This is a genomic window from Streptomyces sp. NPDC029159 (genome assembly GCF_055564055.1).
In genome coordinates, this window is the sequence record NZ_JBVHWT010000002.1 from 217,106 (window position 1) to 239,895 (window position 22,790).

The window sequence follows — 22,790 nt, forward strand, 5'->3', positions numbered from 1 at the left end:
ACGCGGAGCCCAGGTTTGGCGCGACTGACGCAGTGCGACCTGCGCGTGAGGAGAGCCGTGACGTGGTCGTCGTCGGTGCGGGCATGGCAGGGCTTATGGCGGCCACCACGCTCGCCGGCAAGACCGACGTCATCGTGCTCGAGGCGTCGGAGCGGGCGGGTGGACGTGTCGAGACGGTCCGCAAGGACGGCTACTGGATCAACGTCGGGACGCAGTTCACCGAGGGGACCGGCCCGCTGATCGACGCTCTCCATCACCACGGCATCGAGATGGGGTCGCTGGCCGACAAGAGCGCGGCGCTGGTTCTCAACGGTGGAATGGTGGACACGTCCAAACTGTCCGAGCTCATGTTCCGTACGCGGATGAGCTTCCTGGACCGGATCGCCATGGCGGTGGTCGGCGCCCGTATCGTCTCGTCCGTCCCGTTCATGGAGTCGCACAGCGGCATGGCGAAGAGGGTGCGTGCCAGGCTGGACGGTCGTTTGGCATCGGACCTTCTTCGCGGAATCCGATCCAGGTTGGCTCATGACGTTCTCAGGTCATTGACCGGCCAGTGGATGGGGTGTGAGCCCGGCGAAACGGCAGCGGCCCAGCTCATGATGTCGCTTGCGATCATGATCACGGACCCGGACAAGGAGTCCAACTTTGCGCTCCCGGTCGGAGGTAACCAGACGCTGACCGACATACTGGCCACCGATCTCGGGGAACGCCTCCGTCTCCGGGCCGGCGTCCGGTCCGTGGAACCGGACGGAGACGGGGTCGTCGTCGATTACGTCGATGCGGAAGGCCCGGTGCGGGTACGTGCGAAGCGGGCCATCGTCGCGGTCCCCAGCGATGTCGCGTTGCAGATCCTTCCGGGACTTCCGCAGACGTACCGCGACGCGTTCGAGGACATCCGCTACGGCCGCTATGTGGTTGTCGGCTTCTTCACCGAGGAGGAAGGGCCCCAGCCCTGGGACGACTTCTACGCTGTGTCCACGCCCCAGCTCACAAGCCAGGCGGTGTTCAACCACGCCGCCGCCCTTCGCAAGAACGGCACACGTAAGCCCGGCGGTGCGCTGGCGTGTTTCGCGGGCGGCGCGGTGGCCGACACATTGTTCGAGCTGTCCGACGAGGAGATCGCCGCTCGGTTCGCATCGGATCTGCTTTCGGTCTACCCCCAGCTCCGAGGGAAGCTCGGTGAGGGCATCGTGCGGCGGCACCGTCGTGTGGTGCCTTTCTGGGCTCCGGGAAGGCGCGAATCACTGCCGACGCTGGGGGCCCCTCTCGGGCCGATCCACCTGGCCGGCGACTACCAGCTCCACATGCCCTCGCTTGCCGACGCGGCGACGTCGGGCGACAACGCGGCAAAGGCGGTCCTTACGAGTCTGGGGCGCTGACTCCGGCTCCCGGCCGGATCTCCTTCGTGGTCCTCACGCCCTGAACGGCCGGTCGGAGAGGGGGCATCGCGTGGACGCCGGTCGGCGTCGGCACCGGTCGCCCAGGAGCGCACGGTCCGCATGCGGCGGGCGCCGGGCCATCGCAGGCTGGGCGCATGGCCTATCGGTGTGCGAGGAGAGGTGAGTCATGAAGGTTGCGGTCATCGGTGGTACCGGTCTGGTCGGGGCACGGGGCACGGGGCACGGGGCGCGGGTCGTGGAGAGGGTGAAGGCGGGCGGGTATGAGGCCGTGCCGCATGCGCAGTCCACATCGCCCCCACCCATTACAGCGACTGGCTCTCCTGAACCACCCGGTCGGTCGGCGGGAGACCCTCATCCGGCACACGAGAGCCCTCGCCGGTGTTCACTTCCCGTACTCCGAGCATGTCCAGGAGGGTGGCGCCCTCGTGGATGCGCAGCGGGACCGTGTGCCGGGCGTTGAGCGTGTCTTCCAGGCGGGGTCGGTAGAGGGGGTGGAGGAGTTCCAGTGCGTCGGGGATGTCGGACCAGCGGGCCTCGCTGGATTCCTCGGTGGGGCGGGGGGTGCCGGAGACCGGGGTGGCGAGGAAGAGTGCGGCGAGGATGCCCCGCGCGGGGTGCTGGTAGACGCCGACCAGGCCGTGCACCGTGACGGTCACGCCGGTCTCTTCGAGGGTCTCCCGGGCGGCGGCATCGTGCAGGCTCTCGCCGGGGTCGACCAGGCCGCCGGGGAGTTCCCAGCGTACGGGGGTGCGGCGCCGGGTGAGGAGGACCTGCCCGGCGGGGTTGAAGGCGACGCAGGTCGCGCCCAGGCGGTAGGCCGCGTGGTGTTCCACGACGGTATTCCTTCCTTCGCGGTTTCTTTCCGTGGCTGCCGCGTGCTTTCCGGGTCCCTGTCCGCGCGCGGGGCGATCAGGGCTGCGGAGCGGCGCGGTCCGTGCGGTGGACGAGGAGATAGCGCCAGAGCAGGAGGCGGCGGATCTCGCTGCCCGGCACCAGGTCCCGGGCGCCCTGGGTGATGTCTTCGAGGCTCATGGCGGGTGGCATCGTCGGCGGGGCGGGGCGTGGTGCGCGCGGCGTGCCGGTGACCGCGTCCCGGACGGCCGCCACCGTTCCGTATGCGGCGTTCACGGCGACCCCGGCCAGGCTCGTCAGCCGGTCGGCGAGGGTCTGTTCGCGGTAGCAGCCGAGGATCAGGAGGACCCCGCCGGGGCGCAACGCGTCCCGCAGCACCGCGAGGGTGGTGAACGGCATGTGATGCAGGCTTGCGATGCAGGAGATGACGTCATAGGTGGCGGGCCGCGGCGGAGTGCGGGTGATGTCCGCGCAGCGGAAGTGCAACCGCCCGGCCACGGCGTCCTCGGCGTGGAGGCGCCGCGCCGCGGCGACGGTGTCCGCGTCGCGGTCGACCGCGTCCACGTCGAAGCCGCGCCGGGCCAGCGCCACGGCGAACCGGCCGGTACCGCAGCCCACATCCAACGCCCGGCCACCCCCGGCGGGCACCTGGCGGAGCAGGAGGGGGTGGTAGTGGTCGTTGTGGTCGAAGGGCATATCCGCATCATGGCACGGGGCGTTCCGCACTCCGGGCGGCATCGGCCGGGGCGGCCCGGGCCCGCCCGGACGCGGTGAGCACGGACGCCGCCACGGCGAGCCAGCCCACCGCGAGGAGCTGGCCCGCGAGCACATCGACGACGTGGTGCACGCCCAGCAGGACCCGGCTGAAGGACACGAGGTCGGCGAGCGCCGCCGCCGGGACGACGAGCGCGGTGAGACCTCCGCCGCCGAGCGCCGCGCTCACGCACACCGCGACGAGCACGTACCCGGTGGTGACGCCGACGGCGTGGCCGCTGGGGAAGGAGAAGCCGTCGGCGGTCAGCGATGCGCAGGCGAACCGGGGGCGTTCCCGGGCCGCCCACTCCTTGACGAGGTTGCTGCTCAGCGTCGCCGCGTACGGGACGGCGAGGTGGACCCCGGCCGCGACGACGTCCCGGCGGACCAGGGCCACCAGGGCCGTGCCGACGGCCAGCCAGGTCACCGGCGAGGGGTCGCCCCACGCGGTGACCTGCCGCAGCGCCCCCGCCACGGCCGGGCGGTCCGCCGTCCACCCGCACAGGGCACGGCTGAGTCCGACGTCGCTGCCGGACGCCGCCACCGTGAGCAGCGCTGCGAGGTGGACGGCGAGCCAGGCCGCGAGGAGGCGGGCGCCGCACGGCGTCAGGGCCGGTCGACGGAGACGGTTCACCGGGCGGCGGTGGTCTCCCGTATGGCTGTCATCAACTCGCGTGGTGAGCTGATGGATTGCAGCACGGAGTCGTCCATCTGGCAGTCGAAGCTCTCCTCGATGCGGTTGATGATCTCCAGCTGGCTCAGGGAGTCCAGCCCGAGGTCGAGGAAGGAGGCGTCGAAGCCGTCTGCGCCGAGGGGGTCCCCGGTGATCTCCTCCAGCAGCGGGTTGAGGATCGCGATGAATTCCTGCTCGGTCATGAGCGGCTCTCCTTGTACGGAGTCGGGACGGAACTGTTGCGGACGGTGATGCGCCGGGCGCGGGCGCGCCAGCGCATCCGGGCGGTGGTGAGGCCCCAGACGGCGAGGGAGAAGACCGCGAGGACCGCGAGGTCCGCGGCGGGCTCGCCCTCGCCGGTGAGCGCGGCCCGCAGGGCGGCGGAGGCGTGGACGGCGGGGTTGATCTGGCCGATCCACACCAGGCTCGCGGGGAGCAGCGTGGGCGGGACGGCGACCGGGCCCAGCGCCATCATCAGCAGCGTGGTGGCGAGGCTGAGCGAGGTCGCCTGTTCGATGGAGGCCGACCGGCTGCCGATGAGCGCGCCGAGGCCGGCCGACGGCAGCAGGGCCAGGGCGAGGCACACCGGCAGCAGCGGGGACGGCCGCAGCGGTACGTCCAGCAGGAGCGATCCGGTGACCACGGTCACCAGGACGGCCGGGAGCGACAGCAGGAAGAAGGCGGCGAGGGTGGCGACGATGAGCGCCTCGCGGCGTACCGGCATGGCGGCGTAGAACTCGAACGCCCCGGTGTTCCGCATGAAGGAGAAGTTGCTGGCGATCTTGTTCTGGGTCTCGAAGAGGATGGCCATCGTCACGCTGCCGGTCATCACATAGGCGCTGGCCTCGGGGCCGGCGTGCCGGGCGAACAGGCCGAGGCCGGCCAGGCTGACCAGGGGGGCGAGGATTCCGGTGAGCACCATCTGGGGCCAGGACCAACGCCAGTTGGTGAGCTGGATGCGGAAGAGGTCCCAGACCTGCCCGGCGAGGCCGAGGCTCCGTGCGTCGTCATGCATAGCTGAGGTACACGTCCTCCAGCGTCGCGGTGTGCAGGGCGAATTCCGGCAGCGCGGCGAGGTTCACGTCGTCCGCGAGCCGTGCCAGGTCGGCCGAGGCGACGTGGGCGACGACCTTGCCCCCGTGGGAGGACTGCACCCGTACGTAGCCCGGCAGTTCGGGTGGTCGGCCGTCCAGGTGGGAGAAGGTGAGCCGGACATGGGAGCGGAGCGGAATCTTCAGCTCGGCCGGTGGGCCGACCGCGACCAGCGCGCCGTCGCGGAGGATGCCGACCCGTTCGATCACCTGCTCCGCCTCCACGGCGTTGTGGGTGATGAGGACGATGGTGCGGCCCTCCGCCCGGTGCAGTTTCTGCAGCAGGTCCCAGACGTGGCGGCGGCGGGCGGGGTCGAGTTCGTTGGTCGGTTCGTCGAGGACGAGGACGGGCGGGGTGCCGGTGAGGGTGACGGCCAGCTGCAGCAGCCGCCGTTCGCCGCCGGACAGTTGCCGGGCCACCCTCCCGCCCAGACGCCCCAGGTCGAGCAGGTCGAGAAGCTCGTCGCGCTGGCGGCGGGCGGCGCGAGCGGGCACGCCGCGCAGATGGGCGCTGTAGTAGAGCGCCTCCCGCACGGTCAGGCTGTTCAGTGCGAACGCGGTCTGCGGCATGTAGCCGACGGTGTGTGTGGTGAAGCGGGGGCTGGTGAGGACGTCCCGGCCGAAGAGCAGGACACGCCCCCGGCCGGGCCGGAGAAGGCCGAGCATCTGCTTGATCAGCGTGGTCTTTCCGGCGCCGTTGCCGCCCAGGAGACCGAAGAACTCGCCCTCACGGATCCGGAAGGTGACGTCCTTGGTCGCGGGTGACGACGTTTTCTCGTACCGCATGCTGACGTTCTCGACCTCGTAGGCGTACGGGCTGTCGGTCATGCGGGGCGCGTCCCTTCTGCCATGCGCAGCCAGGTCCGCCGGATCAGGGCGGCGGCTCCGGTGATGTCCGGGGCCGTCTCCTCCGGGCGGACCGTCCGGCCCGACCGGCGGAGGAAGCCGCTCATCGTGTCCGCGGTGGGCAGGTGGCCGTGGGACGCGGACGCGACCCGCTCCCGGGCCGCGTCCTGGCCGTACTGGAACTCGATGTGCGGACCGCAGGAGATCGCGAGGCGGCCGGTGCGCGGGCTCTGCGCGGGCAGCCCCAGCCGCTCCAGTTCGGCGTGCCCGAGCAAGGACACGGTCGGGTCCAAGGCACGTAGTCCGCCCGCCAGTTGCTGTTCCTCGTCGTCGGTGAGCGGGGCATCGGCGTACAGGTAGGCGCAGTTGGAGTCGCCCTGGAAGACCATGCGGTCCAGCAGTCCGGCGTCGGCGAGGAGCCGGTTGGGGCGCAGATGGGTCTCGACGTAGTCGATGCCGTGGTCGGAGAAGAACACCACCTCGGTGCCGGGCCCGGCCTCCTGTACGAGGCGGGCCGCGGCCGCGTCGATCTCGGTGTAGACGTCGAGGATCTGCTGCCAGGCGTGCCGCCGCTCGGTGGCGGTCCCCCGCACGGCGTGCCAGTAGAGGAACTCCTGTGCGTGGTCGGCCTGGTTGAAGCGGACGAACAGCACGTCCGGGTCGTGGGCGTGGAGCGCGGCGCGTGCGGTCCGCTCGATCCACGCGGCACGCGGTGCCTCGTGGAAGTGGTGGCCGGGGTTGGCGGTGTACGTGACGTGCAGGGAGGCCGGTCCGCCGCCGGGGGGTTCGGCGGCGACGGACAGCCCGCCGTAGCCCCGGGCGATGACCGCGGTGCCGAGGCGCAGGGTCACGGCGGCGGGGTCCCGTTCGAGGGCGGTGACCGCGACCGACACCTCGCCCACCGCGGTCCGTCCGTCGAGCCGTACGGGCTCCGCGGACCGCAGCGCCACGGGCGCCGAGCCGGCCAGGGAGACCTGGACGGCGTCGCCGGACGCGTCGAGGGCGGCGGTGACACGAACGGTCTCGCCGAGGTAGGTCACGGTGCCCGTCCCGGTGCGGGTGCCCGGGACGCCGTCGGTGAGGGGGACGGTGAGGTCGTGGGCCGGGGCGTAGAGGCAGTAGCAGCCGGGGATGTCGGGGGTGCCCGCCCGGGCGGCGAACGTGTGCGGGAAATGGACCGCGACGGCTGACGCCCCGCGCCCGGCGAACCAGTCGAGGAGGCTCGGCGCGGTGAGGGAGCCCCGCTCGTAGGGGTGGAACGCGGACAGCGGGTCGTCGGCGCGGGCCCGTATCTCGGCGACGCTCTGCGTCTCCCAGAAGCGGTTTCCGACGATGCCGTGGTCCGCCGGGGGGCGGCCGGTGAGGAAGGAGGCGTGCGCGGGCGCCGTCGACGACGGGAAGACGCTGCGCATCGTGCGGACCCCGGAGTCGGGCCGGCCGGGCAGGACGCGGGTGGCGTCGAAGAAGCCGTGGCGGCGGATCACGTCGGGGCGTCCGCCGTCCACGCAGATGATCAGCAGGCGGGGGCGGGGGCGGGGGCCGTTCATGCCGCTCCTCCGCGCGGGTGGCCGGGCACGGTCCGGCCGGGGCAAGGGGTGAGGTTGTGGCAGTGCAGCAGCCAGATCCCGGCCGCACAGCCGGGTCGGTACTGCCAGTGGGTGACCGCCGCGTGGTCCACCTGGAGCTCCATCCTGTTTCCTCGGCCTCCGATCAGTTCGTGCAGGGCGTCGAAGAAGCCGCTGTGGGTGACCAGGACGATGCGGCGTCCCGGATCCGGTCTCCGGCACAGGTCGTTGACGCAGTCCCGGACGCGGCCGAGAAACTCCGGCCACGACTCGGTGTCCGGTGGGTGTGCGGCGTCCCGCCGCTCCCTGGGAGGCGGCAGCGAGGCGCCGCCGGGCCCGGTGCGGACCTCGTCGAGCCTCGGGTCCTCCCGGAGGGCGAGGCCGGTCTCCCCGGCGACGACGGCGGCGGTCTGCCGGGCCCGCAGCAGGGAACTCGTCCGGATCTCGGTGACTTTCCGGGCGGCCAGCCAGCGGGCCGTGACGGCGGCCTGCCGCAGCCCGGTCCGGGTGAGAGCGCGCCGGTCGCCGTCCGGCAGCCCGGGACGGGAACGGTCCTCCGCGTGACGCATCAGATGCAGGTGCATGTCACCCCAGGGAAGCGGGGGTGGCGGAGTGCCAGGCCCATGCCGTCCGGACGATGTCGTCGAGGCCGTACTCGGCCCGCCAGCCGAACCGTTCCCGGGCGAGCGTCGGATCGGCCCAGGAGGCGCCGGGGTCTCCGGGGCGGCGCGGTGCGGGGCGGATGTCGAAGTCACGGCCGGAGACCGACCGCACGGTGTCGAGCAGCTCACGGACGCCGGCCGGGCGGCCCGTGCCGATGTTCACCGCGCCCGACCAGGGCTCCTCGTCGAGGTGGGCGAGCACCTGGACATGGGCGCGGGCGAGATCCACGACGTGGACGTAGTCGCGCAGCGCCGTGCCGTCCGCCGTGGGGTAGTCCTGCCCGAACACCTGCACCCCGGGGACGAGGCCGAGGGCCGCGCGGACCGCCACCGGCACCAGCTGCCGGGACGCGGCGGTGGTGTACTCCCCGAGATCGCCTCCGGGGGCCGCGCCCGCCGCGTTGAAGTAGCGCAGGTGGGCGTAGCGCGCCCCGATGACCTGCGCGTAGGAGGCGATCATCCGCTCGGACAGGTACTTGGTCTCCCCGTAGGGGCTCTCCGGCCGGACCGGGGTGGCCTCGGTGACGGGGCAGACCGACGGGGTGCCGTACACGGCGCAGGAGGAGGAGAAGAGGAAGCGGGCCACGCCGGTGTCGGCGCAGGCGGCGAGGACGTTGTGGGTGCCGACGACATTGACGTCGTAGTAGGTGGCGATCCGGGCGAGGGACTCCTCCGACGATTTGAGCGCCGCGAAGTGCAGGACGGCGTGGGGCCGGAAGTGCCGGAAGATGCCGCGCAGGGCCTCCGCGTCGCGCACGTCGGTGACGGTGAGCGGCACCTCGCCGACGGCTTCGCGCCGCCCGCCGGTGAGGTTGTCGACGACGAGCGGTTCGTGCCCCGCTCCCACCAGGTCGCGGAGCGTGAAGGAGCCGACGTAGCCCGCGCCTCCGGTGACCAGAACTCTCATACGGGGATGCCTTTCCGTGCGTGGTCCGGCGCGGCGGGGCCGCGCAGTTCCCGGCCGAGGGCGAACGCCTCCGCCGCGGGCACGCCCGCCTGCACCCCGCGCAGCGTGGCCTGGGCGCGGACCGCTTCGGCGGACCGTGGGTGCGGGGGTGCGTGGACCTCGTAGTCGTAGACCGCGAGGGCCCGGCATTTGGCGTCGACGTACCCGGTCACGTCGTAGAAGACCTGCGGGGTGAACGGTGCGACCAGGCCCGTCTGCTGTTCCGTGGAGGACAGCACCTCGAAGTGGAGGACCTGCCGGACGGGGCCGGTTCCGAGCAGCCGCGTCTGATAGGTGACCGCGTGGGCGACGAGCCGGTGGTCGGCGTGGATGTCGCCGGGGTGATGGGTGAAGACGATCTCCGGCCGGTGGGCGCGGAGTTGGGCGCCCGCCGCTTCCACGGTCATCCGCTGCGGCAGCTCGCACAGCAGCCGGGCGTCGTCGGTGAGCCCTCCGAACGACACGTCCGCCACCCCGAGTTCCTCCGCCGCGGCCGCACAGCGCGAGCGGGCCTCGGCGCGGGTGACGCCCTCGTGGCGCAGCGACACCCCTTCGGCGAGGAGGTGCAGATGCACCCGGGCTCCCCGGTCGGCGAGCATCGCCACGGTGGCCCCGGCGCCGAGGACTTCGTCGTCGGGGTGGGCGGCGAGAACGAGCGCCCTCACTCCGCCACCTCCGGGGCAGAGGGGCGCACGAGCGCGCCCATCGCGTACAGCTCGCCCACCAGGTGGCGAGGGTCGCCCGGACCGGGGCCGAGCAGCGCCGCCGGGGTGCCGGCGGTGACGGCCGCGCGCACGGCGGGGAAGACGTCGGCCGTCAGCTCCATGAGCTGCGAGGTGCGCGGTACGAAGAGGAATCCACTGTCGGCCTCGGCACGCAGGCGCACCTCGTCCCAGGCCAGTTCGGGCAGGACCGTGGCGAGGGGCGTATGGGCCAGGGCGAGCAGGTCGAGCCGGTGCATCAGGTACTCCACCCGCCGTTCCAGGCGGTGCCCCACGGCGATGGTGTGCCGTGCTGCCGCACCCCATCCGTGGGCCGTGTCCGGGTCGCGGACCAGGTGCTCCAGCGCCTCGCGCAGATCCTCGTCGTCGACGACGAGGCGGCCGTGCCGTTCGTCCTCGACGAACTCGGGGATGCCGCCCTGCGCGGATGCCACGACCGGGAGGCCGCCGACCATCGCCTGCTTGAGGGCGAGCGGCCCGGTGTCGGGGACGGTCGTGGCGAGCACCGCGGCGTCGCCCGCGGCGACCAGGTCGGCCATGCCGTGCCGTCCGCCGAGGAAGAGAATGTGTTCCTCGATCCCCAACTCGGCTGCCTGCTGCCGCAGTTCGGCGCCCACCGGGCCGTCTCCGACCACGGCGACCCGGATGCGCGAGCGGGTTCCGGAGTCCATCGCGCCGACCGCGTCGAGGACCCGGTCGACGCCGTCCTCCCAGGTGAGGCTGCCGAGCACCAGGAAGAGGAATACGTCGTCGGCCACGCCCAGCGCGGTGCGGGCGGTGGCGCGGTCGACGGCGGCGAGTTCCTGACGGAAGTCCTGGCCGACGGCCGTGGTGACGACCTCCACCCGGTCCGCGGGCAGCACCCCGCCCGCGGCGAGCGGGGCGAACTGCCGCTCCCGCTGCTCCTCGGACCCGGCGAGGACCAGATGGACACCCGCCAAGAGGCCGCGGACCTGGTCGGTGGTGCCGAGCGGGTAGGGGGAGTCGTGGGTGAGGACGACGGCGGGTGCGCCCGCCGTGCGTGTCAGTGCCTGAGCCATGACCAGCGCGTCCGGGACCCCGGTGACCCACACGATCCGGGGGGCGCCGTCGTCGAGCTGCCGCACGGCGGTCTCCACCGCGTGCGCGGCGGACGCCCCGAAGGCGGGTACGGCGACGGCGGGCAGCCCGGCCCGGGCGCAGCGGGTGAGCACCGCGCCGCCTTCTTCGGCGAGCACGGTCACGGTATGTCCGGCCGCCGCCAGCCCGCGGGCCTGGTCGAGCGGGTGACACCAGGCGTCGCCGTACGCCGGTTCGGCGACCGTGAGGAGGATGCGCACTAGTTCCGCACCCCCCTGCCGAAGATGCCCGGGCAGGAGCCGGGGATGGTCCACAGCGAGGCGAAGACGCGCAGCGCCTGCCGCCGGTGGCTGACCCCGCCGAGCACCGCGTACGGCATGCCGGACGTCTGTGCCTCGCGCAGGCACTGCGCGATCAGCGTCGTCGCCACCCTCGCGAGCCCCCGGGCGGCCGGTGCGAGGGCGATGGACGACAGCATGCCGAGGCGGGCGGTGTCGTAGGAGATGAAGCCGAGCAGCCTGTCCTCGGCGGGGAGGTCCCGGTCGGCGTCGACCACGATCACCGAGGAGATCGGGTCGCGGGCGAAGGACCGGTGGACCTCGCTGGCCCAACCGCCGCCGAACGTGCGGCGTATCCACTCCGTCAGCAGCAACTGCTCGCTCGTCTCCGGCCTGCGGATCTGCACCGTGCGCCCGGCGGCGTCCAGCGTGGGCCGGGCCGGTGGCGGCGTCCAGCGGCGCAGGTCGATGAAGAAGTCGCCCCATTCCAGCTCGGGCGCGTCCCGCCGGGCGGCGGGTACCGGTCCCTCGTCGCCGGGCAGCCACCACAGGGCACGCTCCAACTGCGGCGGCAACGCGGCGCCGTCGGGCACGTCGATGAGCCCGTAGGCGAACCCGAGCCAGTGGAGCCGCTCCAACGCGAGCCGGGTCAGCGTCCAGCCGACGTCCTGGTGGGTTCCGGCAGCCTCGTACTCCCAAGGGCCGACGGTGCCGGGCCCCTGCGCGTTGAGGGCGCACCGGCCGAGCCGGGTGCCGCCCTGCCACAGCTCCACCTGGGCCGCGCTCCTGGCCCCCGCGCCGGGCAGGTGCACCACGTGCCGCTCCTCGGTCAGGGCGCTGTTCCCGGGGGCGCAGGCGGGCAGGTCGTAGAGGCGGACAAGTGCTTCGGGCACGCTCACCTCACCTCGGCGCCTTCGAAGATCTGCCGGTCGAGGAGGGAGGTCAGCGGGATGACCTGGCCGTCGTCGGCGGCGAAGTCCCAGAAGATCTCCCGCAACCGCTCCTCGGTGAACTCCTCCTGCTCGGCCACCAGTTGCTCCTGGCCCTCGGCCCAGATGCGGTCCACGGACGCGTCCTTCGTGTTGCCCAGGGGCGCGGCGCTGTAGAGGCGGCTCATCGTCACATCGCCCGTCGCGGAGATCGCGACGCTGCTGTCGCGCACCAGGTAGGGGAACATCACCACGTCCTGGTAGGTCCGCAGCTGCTCGCCGGGCACCAGGTAGGGGGCGTTGAGGTTCAGATCGAATTCGGTGGCGGGGACCGTGCGCTTGAAGGCGGTGACCTTGTCGTGGACCGCCATGGTCTCGGCCTCGGTGAGCAGCAGCCGGTTGCGTCCGCCCCGCCCGTGGGCGCGGACGAGGATGAGGTCCTGGCGGCGGAAGCCCTCGGCGCGCAGGAAGTCCGTCAGGTCGAAGATGTTGTGCTGGTTGGTCTTCATCACCGTCGTGAGGACCTTGAAGCTCCGTACCCGGTCGCGGAGGTAGACGGAGTTCGCCACGACGGTGTCGAAGACGTCCTTCAGGCGGACGGCGGCGAACGTCTCCCGGGTGCCGTCCATGCTGACCCGCACGGACGAGATCCCGCTGTCCACGATCCGGTCGAGCTGTTCGCGGGTGTGGTTGGCGGCGTTCGTGATCAGGGTGACGGTGGCGTGCCGCAGTTCGGACACGACGTCCAGCAGGTCCCAGAACCCCTTGCGGAGGGTGGGCTCACCGCCGGTGAGGGTGATCTCGAAGGTGCCCATACGGTCGAGTTCCCGCATCACCTGCCGCAGTTGCTCGATGGAGAGCATCTTCCGCCGGATGTGCGCGGGGATCTCCCCGGTGTTGGTCCGGCAGTGGATGCAGCGCAGGTCGCAGGCGTAGGTGACGTCGATACTGGCGCGGACGGGAGCGGTGTACCCAGCCATCAGTCGGATTCCTCCTTGAGGAGACGTCGGGTGATGTCGTCGAGGTCGCGGGTCGCCCACCAGGCGAGGGTCTGTCTGACGCCGTCGGCGATGTCCACCGCGGGTGCGGCACCGTCCAGCAGGCGGTCCTGTACGGCGGTCGACGCCCGGAACTCGCGGATTTCGTTGGTCCGTCCCCTCCTGCGGACCACCTCGGTGCCCGGGGCCGTGGCCTGGAGGATCTTCACGATCTCGCCGACCGAGTGGGAGCGGCCGGAGCCGAGGTTGACGACGGGGGCGGGGCGGCTGCCGGCGAGCCCGTCCAGCTTGCGGACCACGTCGGTGATGTAGCTGAAGTCCCGGCGTTGCTCCCCGGTGCCCTCCACCGGCAGCTCCCCCTTCAGCAGGAGGTTCGCGCAGAGCCGGGGGACGAGGGCGTCGGGGCGTTCGGCGGGCCCGTACACGTTGAAGAACCGCACGATGGTGACCTCGGTCCCGCCGGTGCCGCGCTGGTAGGCGCGGGCGAGCATCTCCAGGGCGACCTTGCTGGCGGCGTAGGGCGAGCGCGGCGACAGGGGCGTGTCCTCCGGGGTGGGGAGCGTCCTCGCCTGTCCGTAGACCTCGCAGGTGCTGCCGATGATCACGCGCGCGACGCCGGCGGTCGCGCACAGGGCGAGGAGGTGACGCCCGGAGTCGACGTTGTCGAGGTAGTCGAGGGGGCGGTGGAACGAGCGGGGCACGCTCTTGTGCGACGCCAGGTGGTAGACGAGGCCGACGCCGTCGAGGTCCGCGGCGGTCAGGTCGAGCAGCGGCTTCTCCAGGAACTTCCCGATGCCCTCGGGGCTCACCATCGGCTCGACCCGCAGGTCGTCGATGACCACCACCTCGGCGTGTCTCGCGGCGAGGTGCCGGGCGAGGTGAGCGCCGATGAATCCCGCACCGCCGGTGATGAGGACTCGACCGTTCACCGAGTTGCCGCCCATGGACGTACTTCCTTCCTCAGCTGGACCGGGTGGTGGGGCGCGGCGGGTGATCGGGAGTCGACGGTCTGCAGCTGCCGCGAGAAGAGCGCCGTGTCGGTCTCGAAGGCCGTGCGCGCCTCCTCCAGCTGCCGAGGCGTGCCGATGTCGCTCCACTCCCCTTCGAAGACATCGGCGGCGACGGTGCGGCCCGCCGCGCGCGCCGTCTCCAGCAGGGCCGGCATGTCGCACGGTTCGCCGTGCGGCAGGTGGCGGAGGATCACCGGGTCGAGTACGTAGATCCCGCAGCTGATCAGGTGCCGCCGGCGGGGTTTCTCCGTGAGGCGGACGACGTGGTGGTGCTCGTCCACCTCCACGACGCCGTGCGGGATCTGGAATTCCTGCGGTGTGACGACGAGGGTGGCGTCGGCGCCGGACAGCTCGTGCCGGTGCATCAGCCCGGCGAAGTCGAGGCTGGTCAGCAGGTCGGCGTTCATGACCAGGGTCGGCGTCGACGGGGCCGGTTCCAGGGCGAGGGCGCCGGCCGTGCCCATGCGCTGCCGTTCCACCACGAACCGGAGGTCGAGTCCGCCCCGGTCCGCGCTCTCGCAGCTCCTCCTGATGACGTCGGCCTGGTGCCGCAGGGCGAGGGTCACCTGCGTGAATCCCGCGTCGCGCAGCTGGCGCAGGATGAGATGGAGCAGCGGCACCCCGCCGAACTCCATCAGGGGTTTGGGGGTGACGTCGGTGAACGGGCGCAGCCGGCTCCCCTCGCCGCCCGCCATGATCGTGGCCTTCATCAGAGCACTTCACCCTTCTTCCTTGCCTGCTCGGCCGAGGCTCCGGCACGGTGATCGGTCCGGACCGGCGGGAGATCCACGCGGAGAACTTCACGGAGATGCGGGGGAGTGGGGCGGGGCGAGGGGACCGATCCGAGCCCTTCGTACGCGGTGTGGGCGCGGCTCAGACCTGGTAACGCCCGGGGGCGAACAGCTGAAGGTTCTCGGCGACCCAGTCGGAGGTCAGCCCGAGCCCCTGATCGAGGGGGACGAGCGGCTCCCACGAAGCCCAGGAGCGGGCCCGGGAGTTGTCCGACCGCAGGTGCTCCACCTCGCTGCCCTTGGGCCGGATGCGACGGGGGTCGACGACGACCTCCGCGTCCTTCCCGGACGCCGCGATGAGCGCCTGCACAAGATCGCCGATCGTGAGGGAGCGGCCGGTGCCGAGGTTGACGACCTCGCCGACGGCACGGTCACACTCCGCCAGTGCCAGGAACCCCGCCGCCGTGTCCGTGACGTAGGTGAAGTCACGGCTCGTGGTGAGCGAACCGAGCTTGATCTGCCGTGCCCCCGAGTGCAGTTGGGCGAGGACCGTCGGAATCACCGCCCGCGCGGACTGCCGCGGGCCGTAGGTGTTGAAGGGGCGTACGACCGTCACGGGCAGCTGGAACGTATGCCAGTGGGACAGCACCAGCATGTCGGCGCCGATCTTCGACGCCGAGTACGGCGACTGCGGCTGGAGCGGGTGGTCCTCGGCGATGGGCACGGACAGCGCCGATCCGTACACCTCGCTCGTGGAGGTGTGCACGAGGCGCCGCACGGAGTGCCGGCGGCACGCCTCGGCGATGTTCTCCGTACCGCCCACATTCGTCTGGACGTAGGCGCCGGGGGAGACATAGCTGTACGGGATGCCGACCAGCGCCGCCAGATGGAACACCGTGTCGCAGCCCTCCACGGCGTCCATGACCCGGCCGGCGTCCCGTACGTCCCCCGTGATGATCTCGATGGCGGCGGAGGTGTCCAGATAGGGGGCGAGAAAGCCCTTCTCGGCGTATGGCTTGTAGTGCGTGAGGGCCCGCACCCTGGCCCCCCGGTCGAGCAGCAGATCTACGAGCGTCGACCCGATGAAGCCCTCCGCACCGGTCACCAGAACCGTACGGTCGGCCCAGCTGAAAGCAGACACCAGCGCCCCCAAGTGCATACGGATGGAAGGCCCGCCACGCCCGTGCACGGCGAACCGTCGAGAGGAAGGAAGAGGCGGACGGGAGAGGGAGAGCGGCGGTCAGGCGGCTTCGGCCGGCCGCACGAGGGCGCCCATGGCGTGGAACGTCTCGATGTGCGCGGCGGCGTCCGCGGGCAGGGCGGTCAGGCGCCGCGGGTCGCCCTGACGGACGGCGTCCCGCAGCACGGTGTGGATGTCGGGCGCCAACTCGACGAGGGCCGAGGTGCGGGGCACGAAGAGGAAGCCGGTGTCCCGCTCGTCGCGCAGCCGCACCTCGTCGAAGGCGAGTTCACCGAGGACGGTGTCCAGGGGGAGGTGGCGGATCGCGTGCCGGTCCAGACAGCGGGAGAGGTGCCGGGCCTTCTGCTCGAAGAGGTGCCCGCCGACGATGGTCTGCCGTGCGCGGCGTCCGAGCGCGGCGGCCAGACCGGGCTCGGTCGCGATCCGCACCATGGCCCGTGCCAGCTCGTCGTCGGAGACGAGCAGGCCGTTCCCGCCGTCGGTGACGAACTCGGGGATGCCGCCGATCCGTGAGGCGATGACCGGGCGGCCGATCGCCATGGCCTCCTTGAGGGCGAGCGGCTGCGGCTCCGGCACCACGGTGGCGAGCACGGCCACGTCCGCCGCGGCCACGGCGGGCGCCACGTCGGGGAGATGGCCGGTGAAGAGCACCCGGTCGGTCAGGCCCGACTCGCGCACCAGCGTCTCCAGTGCCGCGCGTTCCGTGCCCTCGCCCGTCAGCACCAGCCGGGCGGCGGCGCAGACCTCGCTCACCGGTTTCATCGCGCGGATGACCCGGTCGATGCCCTTCTCCCACGACAGCCGGGAGGCGACGGTGAAGACGAAGGCGTCCTCGGGGATGCCCAGTTCGCCACGGGCGGCTCCGGGGTCGAGGGCCGCCAGCCGCTCCGCGAACTCCCGCTGCACGCCACTGGTGACGATCACGAGGTCACGGTCCTCCTCCTTGTCGGGGAAGAGACGCTCCCGCTGCTCGACGGAGGTGGCGATGACGAGATCGGCCCGGTCCGCGAAGTCCCTGGCGTCCCCGCTCTCCTCCAGGGGGAAGGCCGACAGCCGGTAGAGGACCGTCATCGGTTCCGCCGGTGCCGCTTTCAGCGCCCGGTTCACCGTTGCGGCGTCATGGCGTCCTGTCGCGCACAGGATGTGCGGCTCGGCCGCTGCCACCTCCCGGGCCACGGCGGCCGCCGCCTGATCGGAGCGTGTGGCGAAAGGAGGAACGGCCAGGGGCGAGAAGCCGTGCTCCACCAGCTTGGACGCCACCATCCCCGCGTCCTCCACGACGGGTCTGACCGTATGGCCGAGACGCTGCAGAGCGAGCAGCGTGTCGAGCATGAATTGATGCTTTCCGCCCCAGACGCGGTCGGATATGGTGACGAGAATTCTCACAGCGGCGCCCTCGATGCATGCGTTTGTGACGGATCAAAATCCCACGCCCATGGCGTACACCAGGTGATCTGTGCCGGTATCTGCAAGGGGTTCGGGAACGACGAACAGCGAGCCGGAGTCGACCTTCTCTGGAGCGTTCACCCTGGATCGCGTCCGACGAGTTCCGGTTCTTCGCCTTCGAAGTCCGCGTCAGCCATGGCGCCAAGGAAGCTCGGTTCCATTGGAATCGACTAAAGCAAAACAGATTAACCATTCCAATGTGATTGAGGTCACGTTTGAATGTCGCCGTATGGTGTTTTAGTAGGTCAAAGCGAGAAGAAAGGTTTCGTTCCAGACGCAAAAAGACGCACAACATGACGAGAATCCGTCGACCGGTGTGTATGTTCAGGCCGTCATGTTCCACCGGCGAATTTCAGCCGTCGCAAACCGGCCGAAGGTGAGGTGATGGCGGCGGATATGGGCGCCGGCAATGCCGCACCGGTTAACCGGGTTCAAACAATTCGCGGCAGCAGTTTCCCATTTTTTACTTCCCCCTTTCCGTGGCGCAGTGACGCCCGTGAAGAAAAGCTGCTCACGGATTGAGGCGGGGCCGCGCCGATGGTGCGCCTGTTCGAAAGTCTCTCCCGGCCGTGTGACCGCTTCCGGATCGGCGCCCCGCACCGGGGCCGTGGGGCATACAGGCCATTCGGTGCCGCCGTTCGGCGGATGCGGCGGCCGGTTCGATGCGCCCGCCGTCAGGGCGGGACACCTTTCTTGCGGAGCCTGGTGGACGCCTCTTGCGCGAAGAGGCGTCCGACGCCGTAAGGGTCCGAACCGTTGCCGTCGTGCACCTGCGTGTCCGCAGAAAGGATCCTCGACATGTCTGATCCCGTCGTCCTCATCACGGGCGCGCTGACCGGCATCGGCCGGGCCACCGCCTTCGCCTACGCCCGTCACGGCGCGAACCTCGTGGTCTCGGGCCGCCACGAGGACGCGGGCGAACAGCTCGCCGCGGAGCTGTCGGACCTCGGCTCTCCGACGCAGTTCCTCCGTGCCGATGTCCGTTACGACGCCGAGGTGAAAGATCTCGTCGACCGCGCGGTCGGGCGGTTCGGGCGGATCGATGTGGCCTTCAACAACGCCGGCACGGAGGGCTCCCCCGGCCCTCTCACCGAGGTGACCGACGACCTCTACCAGGCCACCTTCGACACCAACGTCAAGGGAACACTCCTGTGCCTGAAGCACGAGTTCCGGGCCATGCGGGAACAGGGCGGCGGCAGCATCGTCAACGTCAGCTCCAACTACGGAGTGATGGGGTACCCCGGGGCGGCCCTGTACGTGGCGAGCAAGCACGCCGTCGTCGGCCTCACCAAGGCGGCCGCGCTGGAAGGCGCCGCCGACGGCATCCGGGTCAACGCGATCGCGCCGGGCTACACCCGGACGGCCATGTACGAGCGGTTCACCGGCGACGACGCGGCACGTGACGCGGTCGATTCGGTGCTGCCCATGCACCGCGCGGGCACCCCGGACGAGGTCGCCGAGGCCGTCCGGTACCTCGGCTCCGACAAGGCCGGCTACGTCACCGGACACGTGCTCCTCGTCGACGGCGGCCTGACGGCGGGCGGACCGCTGCTCCCGAGCACCTGACCGCACACGCGGACGAGCCGCCGCGCCTCGTCAACGAGGCGCGGCGGCTCACCGGACGAGGGCGCGGGTCAGACGCGGATGCCGAACATGAAGGGTCCGCCGATGGTCTCCATCGACTCGTACCGCACGACGGTGCCGGTGCGCGGGGCGTGGAGGATCTGGCCGTTGCCCGCGTAGAGGCCGACGTGGTGCAGGTCGTTGAAGAAGAACACCAGGTCGCCGACTTGGAGTTGGCTGCGGGAGAGGTGGGTTCCGATGCCCGCCTGCTCCTCGGAGGTGCGCGGGATGTGGACGCCGGCCTGTGCGTAGGCCCAGGAGGTCAGGCCCGAGCAGTCGTAGGAGGCGAGGCCGGTGCCGCCGCGGAAGTACGGCTTGCCGAGCTGGCCCTGGGCGGCGGCGAACGCGGCGGCGGCCCGGCCGGAGGCGGAGGTGTCGTTGCCGAGCTCCACACGTTCGGTGGCGGAGCGGCTGGCGCGCTCCTGCTCGTGGGCGAGGGCCGACTTCTCCTCGGTGGTCAGGGTGTTGAGGAGCTTCTGCGCCTCGGCGAGCTTGCCCTGGATCTCCTGCTTCTTCTTGCCCAGCTCGGTACGGGTGGCGGCGAGGTCCTTGAGTCTCTCGGTGGCCTTGGCCCGCGCCTGGGCGATCTCCCGCTGCTTGTCCTGGATCTTCTTCAGGGCGGCGACCTGCCGTCCGCCCACCTGGTCGAGGGTGGCGGCCTTGTCCAGGTAGTCGTCCGGGGCGGAGGAGAGGAAGAGCTGGACCGAGGCGTCGATGCCGCCGGAGCGGTACTGCGCGCTGGCCAGTGAACCCAGGCCGTTGCGCAGCGCGTTCAGCTCCTGCTGGCAGCGGGCGACACCGTCCTGGATCGAGGAGATGTCCTTCTCCAGCTTCCGCTGCTCCTCTCTGGACCCGTTGTACTTCTCGGTGGCCTGCTCCGCCTGCTCGTAGAGCTTGTCCACCTTCGCCTTGACCTCGTCCTTGTCAGGCTTCTGGCTCGGTTCGGCGTTGGCGGCCTGCGAACTCAGGGCCACGGCGGCGGCTGCGGCGGTGGTCAGCACGGTGATACGCGTCCGGCTGGGCTGCTTGGGTCGACGATGGGACGCCACAGGGGCGAACTCCTTGCTCCTTCAGCCGCCTGCCGGCAGCCGGTGGGCGGGGCCCGCCGCTGTCACTCCGTCTGAGCGAACGCTGAACGGGGGTTGGAGCATGACCTTAATGAAATTCCTCCTATTGGATCAATTGTTTGCATGGAACAGCCCTTTGTCGGGATGTGTCGACGGGGTGGTTGCCCACCGGGCGTGAGAGAGCGGCGGCGCCGGCGAGGCGACCGGGCCCACGGCCGGGATGTCGGAGCACGTTCATCTGCCCGCCCGCTTGATCGCATACGGGTAACGGGTCCAGTCCCACACGCGGACGGTGCCGCCCCGGCTCCCGCGCGGCATCCGGAAGGAAAGACCCGTGGAACGCAGATCCCTGCTGAGTGCGACCGCCGGAGCCCTGGCCCTCGGAGGACTCGCCCAGGCGCCCGCCGAGGCCGCGCCGGTCGCCGGTGGCAGCGGTGGCCGGCCGGTCACCTCGTTCAACGTCATCAGCGACATCCAGGGCGACCTCGGCGACTTCACCCAGGCGCTCCAGGACATCGAGGCCGTCAACCCGCACTCCTCGGGCCTGGCCGTCGCCGGGGACATCACCCCGCGCGGCTACGACTTCGAGTACGCCGAGGTGCAGAAGGTGCTGGACCGGGGTCCGAAGCCGCGGGAGATCGCCTGGGCCATCGGCAACCACGAGTTCTACGTCCCCAAGTGGGCCGACCCGGACACCCTCGCCCAGGACACCTGGCCCAACGGCACCACCGAGGACTCCCTCTTCCGCAGCTTCCACCGCTTCGCCGAGCGGTCCAAGATCTACGCGGAGACGACGTTCGGCGGCATCCCGGTCCTGACCCTCGGCACCGAGCGCTACATGAAGTACCACGACCACTCCCTGTGGGACGAGGTGTGGATCAGCGACGCGCAGTTCCAGTGGCTGGCGGACCGCCTGCGGTACTGGGCACGGCGCCGCAGGCCGGTCATGGTGATCAGCCACCACCCGCTGCCGAACACCGTCTCCGGCACCCGCAACAAGCTCTACATGAGCGACTACCTCCAGCCCGACCGCCTTCTCGGCCTCCTCGGCCGCCACCGCGACGTCTTCCTCTTCAGCGGCCACACCCACTGGGACCTGACCCTGTCCGACTGGTACGTACGCCGGATCGTGCCGGGCACCGCGAACCTCGACGGCTTCTCGGTCGTCAACACCGGTGCGGTACAGACCGGTTACGCCGACAACGGCCAGGGCGGCGAGACCACCGTCCCCGGCCGCTTCAACCAAGGTCTCCAGGTGGACGTCCACCACGACCGCGTCGTCATCAAGGCCCGCGACTTCGCCACCGGCACCTGGCTGAAGCAGATCTCCGTCCCGCTCGCCACCCGCATCTGACACCCGGCCGCCGTCTCCTTACGCACGGGAGCCCTGCCGCCCGACTAGGACGGCAGGGCTCCCGCGTGTGTACGTACGGCGGTCAGGCGCTCCGCTCCGACGTGGCCAGGGCGAGGAAGCCTGCCCATGCTTGAGGCGAGACCGTCACGACGGGCCCGGCCGCGGTCTTGGAGTCCCGGATGTGCACCGCTTCCGTACTCGCCGCGATCTCGACGCACTGGCCGCCTTCGGCCCCGCTGTAGCTGCTTTTGAACCAGGTGAGGCCGGGTGCAGTGGTGGAGGACTCGACGTTGTTCATGGCGATCACAGCGACCTTTCGATGAACTCCGGTTACTCCTGCGGACGTGCGGCGGTCAGGCGCTCCGCTGCGACTGGGCCAGGGCGATGAAGCCTGCCCATGCCTGAGGCGAGACCTGGATGATGGGCCCGGCCACCGTCTTGGAGTCCCGGACGTGCACCTTCTCCGTGCCGGCGGCAACCTCTACGCACTCGCCGCCCTCGGTTCCGCTGTAGCTGCTCTTGAACCAGGCGACCTCTACGCACTGGCCGCCTTCGGTTCCGCTGTAGCTGCTTTTGAACCAGGCGAGGTTGGCTGCGGCAGTCGAGGACTCAGCGGTGTTCATAGCGATCCCAGCAACCCTTCGATGAACTTCAGCGACTCTCGCGGCGTGAGAGCCTGTGAACGGATAATCCCATAACGGGCGGCGGCCAGGACCCCCTGCTCCGGGTCGGTTTGAAGAGAGCCGACACCCTGCGCCTCGGCGTACACGAATCTCTTGCCGTCCTTGCGGGTGACGACGGTGAACGGCCCGTTCACGCCCGCGTTGTCTTCGCTGTCGAGCGGCAGAACCTGGATTTCGACATGGGACTTCTGGCCGATCAACAGGACATGCTCCAACTGCCCACGCAGTACGCCCTTGCCGCCGTAAGGGCGCCGCAGGATGGACTCGTCGAGGATGAAACTCAGCAGAGGCGCAGGCCAGCGTTCGAGGACGTCCTGCCGCGCCAACCGCGCCGCCACACGCTGCTCGATGGTCTCCCGGTCCAGGACCGGGCGCCGCATCGCGAGCAGCGCCCGCATGTATTCCTCGGTTTGGAGCAGCCCCCTGAACACGAGCATGTCGTAACAGAGCAGTTCGACGGCCTCCTTCTCCAGTGCCGCCATCCCCTGGAAGAACACCGGATACTGCGCCCGTTCCACCTCCTCCTTCCACACCTTCAGCAGGCCGCCCGCTTCCAGGATGTCGTCCGCGCGGTCGATCGTCCGTGGTGAGGGGATCCGGCGCCCCTGCTCGTACGAGGCGATCGTGGATGCCGAGTAGCCGAGCTTCCGTCCGAATTCCTCGCGTTCCATTCCGGTGCGCAGTCGCAGCGTCTTCATGCTCTGTCCGAACGCGATGACCACGCCCTGTGCGGACTTGTCCGCCGCGCGGGCGCCGCCGCCGTCGTCCTCCCAGCCGCCGCCGAGCGCGACCGCCGCTTCGCCGCCTGCCGGAGCGGTTCCGATTTCCGTCCGTGTGTGTTCCGTCATCACACCTCTGTCTCCCCGACCCACCCGCTCATCTGCTCACCTGCCCAACGCAG

General features: G+C 70.8%; 25 protein-coding genes. 4 read left to right on the forward strand and 21 right to left on the reverse strand.

Going from position 1 to position 22,790, the window contains the following annotated elements:
* Positions 1-62: 62 nt before the first annotated feature.
* Positions 63-1,379, forward strand: a complete 1,317-nt coding sequence (locus ACZ4U4_RS05180; protein ID WP_467869076.1) for a flavin monoamine oxidase family protein — start codon at positions 63-65, stop codon at positions 1,377-1,379.
* 323 nt (positions 1,380-1,702) lie between these two features.
* Here ACZ4U4_RS05180 and ACZ4U4_RS05185 read toward each other — a convergent pair whose 3' ends face one another.
* The 17 genes from ACZ4U4_RS05185 to ACZ4U4_RS05265 form a co-directional block, all read right to left on the reverse strand.
* A complete protein-coding gene (locus ACZ4U4_RS05185) occupies positions 1,703-2,233 on the reverse strand; it encodes an NUDIX hydrolase (protein WP_467869078.1) in 531 nt (176 codons plus the stop codon).
* Positions 2,234-2,309: 76 nt separating this feature from the next.
* Positions 2,310-2,948, reverse strand: a complete 639-nt coding sequence (locus ACZ4U4_RS05190) for a class I SAM-dependent methyltransferase (RefSeq protein WP_467869080.1) — start codon at positions 2,946-2,948, stop codon at positions 2,310-2,312.
* Between the two features lie 7 nt (positions 2,949-2,955).
* A complete protein-coding gene (locus tag ACZ4U4_RS05195; RefSeq protein ID WP_467869082.1) occupies positions 2,956-3,639 on the reverse strand; it encodes a phosphatase PAP2 family protein in 684 nt (227 codons plus the stop codon).
* Positions 3,636-3,881: an acyl carrier protein gene (locus ACZ4U4_RS05200; protein ID WP_467869084.1), complete on the reverse strand. Its 246-nt coding sequence runs from the start codon at positions 3,879-3,881 to the stop codon at positions 3,636-3,638. Before ACZ4U4_RS05200 ends, ACZ4U4_RS05195 begins: the two co-directional genes overlap by 4 nt.
* Positions 3,878-4,693 carry an ABC transporter permease gene (locus ACZ4U4_RS05205; protein ID WP_467869086.1) on the reverse strand — a complete coding sequence of 272 codons (816 nt, stop codon included), beginning with the start codon at positions 4,691-4,693 and terminating at the stop codon, positions 3,878-3,880. The genes ACZ4U4_RS05200 and ACZ4U4_RS05205 overlap by 4 nt, the downstream gene beginning before the upstream one ends.
* Entirely contained in the window at positions 4,686-5,597 is a 912-nt protein-coding gene (locus ACZ4U4_RS05210; protein ID WP_467869088.1) for an ABC transporter ATP-binding protein, read from the reverse strand. The genes ACZ4U4_RS05205 and ACZ4U4_RS05210 overlap by 8 nt, the downstream gene beginning before the upstream one ends.
* Positions 5,594-7,162, reverse strand: coding sequence for an alkaline phosphatase family protein (locus tag ACZ4U4_RS05215; protein WP_467869090.1), 1,569 nt, complete (start codon positions 7,160-7,162; stop codon positions 5,594-5,596). Before ACZ4U4_RS05215 ends, ACZ4U4_RS05210 begins: the two co-directional genes overlap by 4 nt.
* Positions 7,159-7,764: a histidine phosphatase family protein gene (locus ACZ4U4_RS05220; protein WP_467869092.1), complete on the reverse strand. Its 606-nt coding sequence runs from the start codon at positions 7,762-7,764 to the stop codon at positions 7,159-7,161. The genes ACZ4U4_RS05215 and ACZ4U4_RS05220 overlap by 4 nt, the downstream gene beginning before the upstream one ends.
* Before the next feature lies 1 nt (position 7,765).
* Positions 7,766-8,749 (reverse strand): UDP-glucose 4-epimerase GalE, encoded by a 984-nt coding sequence (gene galE, locus ACZ4U4_RS05225; protein WP_467869094.1) that lies wholly within the window; start codon positions 8,747-8,749, stop codon positions 7,766-7,768.
* Complete coding sequence (locus tag ACZ4U4_RS05230; protein WP_467869096.1) at positions 8,746-9,453, reverse strand: PIG-L deacetylase family protein; 708 nt, start codon at positions 9,451-9,453, stop codon at positions 8,746-8,748. Before ACZ4U4_RS05230 ends, galE begins: the two co-directional genes overlap by 4 nt.
* On the reverse strand, positions 9,450-10,829 hold the full coding sequence (locus tag ACZ4U4_RS05235) for a glycosyltransferase family 4 protein (RefSeq protein WP_467869098.1): 1,380 nt from the start codon (positions 10,827-10,829) through the stop codon (positions 9,450-9,452). The genes ACZ4U4_RS05230 and ACZ4U4_RS05235 overlap by 4 nt, the downstream gene beginning before the upstream one ends.
* Complete coding sequence (locus ACZ4U4_RS05240; RefSeq protein WP_467869100.1) at positions 10,829-11,740, reverse strand: GNAT family N-acetyltransferase; 912 nt, start codon at positions 11,738-11,740, stop codon at positions 10,829-10,831. Before ACZ4U4_RS05240 ends, ACZ4U4_RS05235 begins: the two co-directional genes overlap by 1 nt.
* A gap of 2 nt (positions 11,741-11,742) precedes the next feature.
* On the reverse strand, positions 11,743-12,756 hold the full coding sequence (locus ACZ4U4_RS05245) for a radical SAM protein (RefSeq protein WP_467869102.1): 1,014 nt from the start codon (positions 12,754-12,756) through the stop codon (positions 11,743-11,745).
* Positions 12,756-13,718: an NAD-dependent epimerase/dehydratase family protein gene (locus tag ACZ4U4_RS05250; RefSeq protein WP_467869104.1), complete on the reverse strand. Its 963-nt coding sequence runs from the start codon at positions 13,716-13,718 to the stop codon at positions 12,756-12,758. The genes ACZ4U4_RS05245 and ACZ4U4_RS05250 overlap by 1 nt, the downstream gene beginning before the upstream one ends.
* Positions 13,700-14,494, reverse strand: a complete 795-nt coding sequence (locus tag ACZ4U4_RS05255; protein ID WP_467869106.1) for a nucleotidyltransferase family protein — start codon at positions 14,492-14,494, stop codon at positions 13,700-13,702. Before ACZ4U4_RS05255 ends, ACZ4U4_RS05250 begins: the two co-directional genes overlap by 19 nt.
* Positions 14,495-14,657: 163 nt before the next feature.
* A complete protein-coding gene (locus tag ACZ4U4_RS05260) occupies positions 14,658-15,656 on the reverse strand; it encodes a GDP-mannose 4,6-dehydratase (protein WP_467869108.1) in 999 nt (332 codons plus the stop codon).
* Between the two features lie 99 nt (positions 15,657-15,755).
* A complete protein-coding gene (locus ACZ4U4_RS05265; RefSeq protein ID WP_467869110.1) occupies positions 15,756-17,048 on the reverse strand; it encodes a glycosyltransferase in 1,293 nt (430 codons plus the stop codon).
* 498 nt (positions 17,049-17,546) lie between these two features.
* Between ACZ4U4_RS05265 and ACZ4U4_RS05270 the strand changes: the two genes are divergently transcribed.
* Both ACZ4U4_RS05270 and ACZ4U4_RS05275 read left to right on the forward strand, forming a co-directional pair.
* A complete protein-coding gene (locus ACZ4U4_RS05270) occupies positions 17,547-17,684 on the forward strand; it encodes a hypothetical protein (RefSeq protein ID WP_467869112.1) in 138 nt (45 codons plus the stop codon).
* A 276-nt stretch (positions 17,685-17,960) separates the two neighbouring features.
* On the forward strand, positions 17,961-18,728 hold the full coding sequence (locus tag ACZ4U4_RS05275; RefSeq protein WP_467869114.1) for an SDR family NAD(P)-dependent oxidoreductase: 768 nt from the start codon (positions 17,961-17,963) through the stop codon (positions 18,726-18,728).
* A gap of 68 nt (positions 18,729-18,796) precedes the next feature.
* On the opposite strand, the gene ACZ4U4_RS05280 is transcribed toward ACZ4U4_RS05275, so the two are convergent.
* Positions 18,797-19,834, reverse strand: a complete 1,038-nt coding sequence (locus ACZ4U4_RS05280) for a C40 family peptidase (protein WP_467869116.1) — start codon at positions 19,832-19,834, stop codon at positions 18,797-18,799.
* A gap of 352 nt (positions 19,835-20,186) precedes the next feature.
* Here ACZ4U4_RS05280 and ACZ4U4_RS05285 point away from each other — a divergent pair, with 352 nt between their 5' ends.
* Positions 20,187-21,206 carry a metallophosphoesterase family protein gene (locus ACZ4U4_RS05285; RefSeq protein WP_467869118.1) on the forward strand — a complete coding sequence of 340 codons (1,020 nt, stop codon included), beginning with the start codon at positions 20,187-20,189 and terminating at the stop codon, positions 21,204-21,206.
* 82 nt (positions 21,207-21,288) lie between these two features.
* On the opposite strand, the gene ACZ4U4_RS05290 is transcribed toward ACZ4U4_RS05285, so the two are convergent.
* Genes ACZ4U4_RS05290 through ACZ4U4_RS05300 form a run of 3 tightly spaced genes read right to left on the reverse strand, consistent with a single transcriptional unit; the run spans position 21,289 to position 22,737 of the window.
* Positions 21,289-21,504: a DUF397 domain-containing protein gene (locus tag ACZ4U4_RS05290; RefSeq protein WP_467869120.1), complete on the reverse strand. Its 216-nt coding sequence runs from the start codon at positions 21,502-21,504 to the stop codon at positions 21,289-21,291.
* Positions 21,505-21,559: 55 nt separating this feature from the next.
* Positions 21,560-21,829 carry a DUF397 domain-containing protein gene (locus ACZ4U4_RS05295; protein WP_467869122.1) on the reverse strand — a complete coding sequence of 90 codons (270 nt, stop codon included), beginning with the start codon at positions 21,827-21,829 and terminating at the stop codon, positions 21,560-21,562.
* Positions 21,826-22,737, reverse strand: a complete 912-nt coding sequence (locus ACZ4U4_RS05300) for a helix-turn-helix domain-containing protein (RefSeq protein ID WP_467869124.1) — start codon at positions 22,735-22,737, stop codon at positions 21,826-21,828. Before ACZ4U4_RS05300 ends, ACZ4U4_RS05295 begins: the two co-directional genes overlap by 4 nt.
* Positions 22,738-22,790: the final 53 nt, after the last annotated feature.

Excerpts from the sequence above, each read along its gene's own strand:
- ACZ4U4_RS05190 (WP_467869080.1), bottom strand. The coding sequence starts at position 2,948 with ATGCCCTTCGACCACAACGACCACTACCACCCCCTCCTGCTCCGCCAG.
- ACZ4U4_RS05200 (WP_467869084.1), bottom strand. The coding sequence starts at position 3,881 with ATGACCGAGCAGGAATTCATCGCGATCCTCAACCCGCTGCTGGAGGAG.
- ACZ4U4_RS05205 (WP_467869086.1), bottom strand. The coding sequence starts at position 4,693 with ATGCATGACGACGCACGGAGCCTCGGCCTCGCCGGGCAGGTCTGGGAC.
- ACZ4U4_RS05210 (WP_467869088.1), bottom strand. The coding sequence starts at position 5,597 with ATGACCGACAGCCCGTACGCCTACGAGGTCGAGAACGTCAGCATGCGG.
- ACZ4U4_RS05215 (WP_467869090.1), bottom strand. The coding sequence starts at position 7,162 with ATGAACGGCCCCCGCCCCCGCCCCCGCCTGCTGATCATCTGCGTGGAC.
- ACZ4U4_RS05220 (WP_467869092.1), bottom strand. The coding sequence starts at position 7,764 with ATGCACCTGCATCTGATGCGTCACGCGGAGGACCGTTCCCGTCCCGGG.
- galE (WP_467869094.1), bottom strand. The coding sequence starts at position 8,749 with ATGAGAGTTCTGGTCACCGGAGGCGCGGGCTACGTCGGCTCCTTCACG.
- ACZ4U4_RS05245 (WP_467869102.1), bottom strand. The coding sequence starts at position 12,756 with ATGGCTGGGTACACCGCTCCCGTCCGCGCCAGTATCGACGTCACCTAC.
- ACZ4U4_RS05250 (WP_467869104.1), bottom strand. The coding sequence starts at position 13,718 with ATGGGCGGCAACTCGGTGAACGGTCGAGTCCTCATCACCGGCGGTGCG.
- ACZ4U4_RS05255 (WP_467869106.1), bottom strand. The coding sequence starts at position 14,494 with ATGAAGGCCACGATCATGGCGGGCGGCGAGGGGAGCCGGCTGCGCCCG.
- ACZ4U4_RS05265 (WP_467869110.1), bottom strand. The coding sequence starts at position 17,048 with ATGCTCGACACGCTGCTCGCTCTGCAGCGTCTCGGCCATACGGTCAGA.
- ACZ4U4_RS05270 (WP_467869112.1), top strand. The coding sequence starts at position 17,547 with ATGGCGGCGGATATGGGCGCCGGCAATGCCGCACCGGTTAACCGGGTT.
- ACZ4U4_RS05275 (WP_467869114.1), top strand. The coding sequence starts at position 17,961 with ATGTCTGATCCCGTCGTCCTCATCACGGGCGCGCTGACCGGCATCGGC.
- ACZ4U4_RS05290 (WP_467869120.1), bottom strand. The coding sequence starts at position 21,504 with ATGAACAACGTCGAGTCCTCCACCACTGCACCCGGCCTCACCTGGTTC.
- ACZ4U4_RS05295 (WP_467869122.1), bottom strand. The coding sequence starts at position 21,829 with ATGAACACCGCTGAGTCCTCGACTGCCGCAGCCAACCTCGCCTGGTTC.
- ACZ4U4_RS05300 (WP_467869124.1), bottom strand. The coding sequence starts at position 22,737 with ATGACGGAACACACACGGACGGAAATCGGAACCGCTCCGGCAGGCGGC.